The following is a 4,266-nucleotide window of genomic DNA, read 5'->3' as shown; positions in this document are numbered from 1 at the left end:
CATCTCCATTAAAAGCTGTGAGATAAAAAGCACGGTCTGTTTGATATTCCTTTCTTTCTAGATTGGTTAAAAAACCAGATAACTCATCACGAACCATTAAGAGACCACGGGGGTTTTCTTTTAACAATTCCCCAAGCTTTTCGACCGTGACATCATTGACAATAAAACGAGAGACATCATCATCATATGTATTATCTTTAGAGAGGGTTTCATACAAAAGAGCACGGGCTGTTTCACACTCTCCTTTTCTGATCGCTTTATGGGCTTGTTTTTTCTTTTCTGATTTATCTAAAGTTTCAAGTATCTCTTCAATTTCTTGTTTTTCTTTCTGTTTTAACCAGTCTTTATACCATTGCTTTTGAAGGCAAGAGATAGGAGCTAAAGCGGCTTTCATGGCTGGTGTTTTCATGGTTGAAGGCTGTCCAATAAGAGCGCCCCAGAGATTAGGGACAATCGTCCAATCATCATGTTGTTTTGGAGCAACCCGCACGCCATTACCAATGACAGCCGCCAAACCGCATAAAGCAGAGACAGCAATAAAATCCATTGGAGCTTGTTGACGCTCTGAAACGTCATAAATATAGTCCATGAATGGCATTGGGAGCTGTAATGGATTAAAAGGTTCAACGGGTAAAAGAGCACTCTCAATCTGTTGTAATTCCTTCCAACCGTTTTGTTGCAAGGCGACTTCATAAGGAATGGCTTTTAAACAAGTATTTTCGTTATCATTGACGGGGGTATTATTCTCTAAAATATTTTGATTATCTTTTGCCATATTACTTACCTTGAATAATAGAGAAAATCATTGAAATCTAAAGCGTTAGGAGCTTGCATCATAAAGACCTCAAAGCCTTAGCTATAGGCACGTGCAGCGAGGTTAAAAATGGCTTTTGCTGGTGATTGATCTGTTTTGCAGCCATTGTCTTTTAAAAAGGTCCTATGAATGGCAAAGGAACCAACACCCTTAACAAGAGCCACCAACGCGGGCAGTGTAATCCCTAAAGGGTGTGGACACTTGCTATGAAAGCGTAAATCAGCAGGCAAATCACATGTAATACCCCGCATACGTAAATAGGTTTCTGCTAAAGTATTTTTGATTGGTTGGCATTGTTGCCAAATTGCTTTTGCTCTCTCTGTTTTCTGTTTGGATAAAGAAAGCGTCTGATCATAAGCTTTATCAAAAAAGGCTTGTTTTCCAAGCAAGCCAATTCTTCTGAGCGCTTGTATGATCTCTCTAAAAGAGCAGCCAGCATAACAATAAAGTAAAAGACGCCCATCATGTCCATGAGAAAGGGATAAGCTAGGCAGCCTATCATCATGAGCAGGACAACGGGCTATCCCATAATATCCATGCCAAACCCCATGCAAGGCATTTGTGATGCCCCAAGCATTTATATAAGAAAACATTTTTTTATCCTATGATTATTGCACCATAGGACGGATTATGCTAACTCTAGGGTGATGAGTTTGAGAAAGCCTTGTCCGTCCTTACGTGACAAGGTTTTTTTATGCCGCGTCGTTATAACGTTGCTGTTTTGCTTGCTCAATGACATTCAAAAGATCTGATTGTAACCAACGCGATAAAAAGCCAAATTTTAAAGGTTTTGGCAAAGAGCCATTGGTAACATGACGGCGGAATGTTGAGACACTCATATGAAGCAATTTTGCACTTTCACGGTCTGTCAAAAGAATATCATTTTCTGTCATAATAATTTCCTTTCTATCAAAAAATGAGAACAAATCATAACTATTTATTAACCACATTTTGGTTCATTTTTGAAGGTATTTTATTTATAGAAAACAATATTTTATCATATAATTTGTAATGTGATAATTTATGAATCTTATTGAGAAAGAATGAGAGACAAGAGAGCTAAAGTTATCCACAGATAATGGGGTTATTCACCCCATATCTTAAGATTGACCTGTGACATATGCCGCCCATTTATCCATATAAACACGGCGCTGTTCTAGATAATCAGTGCGACGATAGGCACGTTCTACTTTGCCGCCAACTGTATGACTTAGAATAGTTTCAGCGACCTCATAGGAGGCATCAGTTGTTTCAGCAAGCCAATTGCGTAAACTAGAGCGAAAACCATGGGGGCGTGCTTCAAGTCCAATCTGTTGCATATATTGTGACATGCAATTCTCACCAAGAGGACCTCGACCAGTTGCAGAAAAAAAGAAATCATTGCGTGAAAGCGAGCGGGCTTGTTTTAGAATGTCTAATGCCTCTGTTGATAAAGGCACACGAAATTCTTTTGTAGCATCACGCTTGCCTTTCATATTTTCAGCAGGAATGGTCCATATATCCCTGTCAATCTGATCTTTATGGATATAACGTAAAGGGCGTGTACGAACCCCTGTCAGAATAAGCAAGCGCAAAGCTAAGTGTGTCATTGTTATCGTTTTATTGAGTGTCTGATAAAAAGCAGGAACATCTTTCCAATCCATAGCTGGTCTATTTTTGACTTTAAGGCGTTGCTTTCCTAATAAAAGACCAGCGAAATATTCAGTTATTAATGATCTAAATGGAGAGATCACGAATCTGTTTCAATGCGTTCAAAATGACTTTGATGATTTAGCCAAACGATTGGAGTGGTTTGTTTGTTCGAGACAGTTGTTTTTTGAACTTGCATCTATTCCCCAGAGAGCCTCACCAAAATTGAAAGAGCTGCACGCTTTTTGTTTCTCCAACGTTGTGTCATGTATGGGAAAGAAGATTACTACTCTTTTAGCTTTGTAGGAAAAAAAACGGTAAGCTTTAATCCGGACAAACTTTTAGCAAGGATGAAACGTGTTAGGAAAAAACTTCTTGATACCACTATCTTAAATTTATCGTGGGAACGGGTTGTTGAACTTTTTGATGCGCCCAACAGTTTATTTTATCTAGACCCGCCTTATCTTGTAAAGAAGAAGCGTTACAGCTCTGGGAATTTTGTTGAAGATGATTTTGTGAGTATGGCAAAAGTTCTCAAAGGAATCCAAGGTAAATTTGTCTTGAGTCTAAATGATTGTGATGCAGTTCGAGAGATCTTTAAAGATTTTGACTTTTTAGAAGTTGGTACCGTTTGGACGGCGGGTATGGCAAAAAAAACTCCCCGAAAAGAACTCTTGATTCGCAATAATTGAGGAAAATCATAAAAAGATTTGTTAGAATCAGAAGAAATATTTCTTCTCTAATAGGACTTTCTAGATGCCAACACCATTTGGTAAAACCTTACGCAAACTTCGCATTGATCATTCAGAACGCCTTTTAGATATGGCTAAAAAATTAGATATATCTGTAGGATTTTTATCATCTGTAGAAATTGGCAAAAAATCTGTTCCTGTAGGACTGGAGGAAAAGATAATTGAACTCTACGCTTTAGATCAAGAGGTAGCAGAAATTTTGAGAAGAGAATCGGATGCTTGTCGCAAAAGTTTCACTATAAAGCCTTCTGATACATTCAGATGTGAAGCTGTTGGTGTATGTTTTCTAGACTGATAAACATTATTTCAGAAGAAGATTTAGGACTATTAAAAAAATTATTAGAGAAAGCTGGAAAAAAGAATGCGCTTTGTAAAGGAAAGTCTGAAAATCCTATTCCCGAACCTAATTATATGGTCCCTAACCTTAAAAAAATATAAATAAAATCAACAAGTTATAGCAATTAAATTTAAGATTCGAATTCAGGTACCCCAGCCAATTCTAGTGAAATTAGTTAATCAAAGTTCAGCGTGAGAGTGGATTACCCCCTTAACCATCTGTTTCTATTCATAGCAAGTCTGGTAAGTTGAAAAATACCCATTTGTATCGGGTTAGCTCTAAATATGGTAAGGTTTTCTTTTACTATAGCTATCGCTTAAAGAGCTCTTTTAAATGGTTTATCCGCATTTTCTTTAGAAAAACTATTTGGTTGGATTTTTTTCTCTATAGCAACACCAGCGGGTGATTTTCCGTATCCCACCATCTTCATTCCGCCGAACAGCGTAGCAATAATGCTGATTAGGAAACACATGCCGCTGCATGTCACGTACCATACCAGCAGCATGTCCATAGGGTGCCACACAATCAATAAACCACATATATTCTCCGCCTTGCCAATCAGCATCGGATAAAAGCTCTCCCTTTTCAAGCATAGATTGATGATTTTTCTCATCTAAAAAAGCCCAAGTGATAAAGGCGCAAAATTCTCCACGTTCATTTTTATAGAGTTTATATTGCCCAGTCTGTAAAGCTGGTCCTAAATTTCGATCTATATCCCAGATTCGCCAGCGGCG

Annotated in this window: 4 protein-coding genes and 3 pseudogenes; 2 read left to right on the top strand and 5 right to left on the bottom strand. The window is 38.0% G+C overall.

Annotated elements, in window-relative coordinates:
• The 4 genes and pseudogenes from PVV60_RS09655 to PVV60_RS09640 form a co-directional block, all read right to left on the bottom strand.
• Positions 1-775 (bottom strand): DUF3987 domain-containing protein (locus tag PVV60_RS09655; RefSeq protein WP_273724568.1); only part of this gene is annotated, 775 nt, incomplete at its 3' end.
• Between the two features lie 77 nt (positions 776-852).
• On the bottom strand, positions 853-1,407 hold the full coding sequence (locus PVV60_RS09650) for a hypothetical protein (RefSeq protein WP_404977308.1): 555 nt from the start codon (positions 1,405-1,407) through the stop codon (positions 853-855).
• 99 nt (positions 1,408-1,506) lie between these two features.
• Positions 1,507-1,707 carry an AlpA family transcriptional regulator gene (locus PVV60_RS09645; protein ID WP_015856172.1) on the bottom strand — a complete coding sequence of 67 codons (201 nt, stop codon included), beginning with the start codon at positions 1,705-1,707 and terminating at the stop codon, positions 1,507-1,509.
• A gap of 207 nt (positions 1,708-1,914) precedes the next feature.
• Positions 1,915-2,508, bottom strand: a pseudogene (locus PVV60_RS09640) (tyrosine-type recombinase/integrase); the annotation flags it as partial.
• Here PVV60_RS09640 and PVV60_RS09635 point away from each other — a divergent pair.
• Together PVV60_RS09635 and PVV60_RS09630 are read left to right on the top strand one after the other, a co-directional pair.
• Positions 2,489-3,135, top strand: a pseudogene (locus PVV60_RS09635) (DNA adenine methylase); the annotation flags it as partial. The pseudogenes PVV60_RS09640 and PVV60_RS09635 sit on opposite strands and share 20 nt — an antisense overlap.
• Positions 3,136-3,199: 64 nt before the next feature.
• Positions 3,200-3,633 (top strand): annotated as a pseudogene (locus PVV60_RS09630) (helix-turn-helix domain-containing protein).
• A gap of 261 nt (positions 3,634-3,894) precedes the next feature.
• Here PVV60_RS09630 and PVV60_RS09625 read toward each other — a convergent pair.
• Positions 3,895-4,266 (bottom strand): toxin-activating lysine-acyltransferase (locus PVV60_RS09625; protein WP_273724566.1); only part of this gene is annotated, 372 nt, incomplete at its 5' end.

It is taken from the genome of Bartonella sp. AU18XJBT, from assembly GCF_028618595.1.
Lineage (GTDB): Bacteria > Pseudomonadota > Alphaproteobacteria > Rhizobiales > Rhizobiaceae > Bartonella.
Note: the sequence above shows the minus strand (reverse complement) of the source record. Positions and strands in the feature narration are given on the sequence as shown.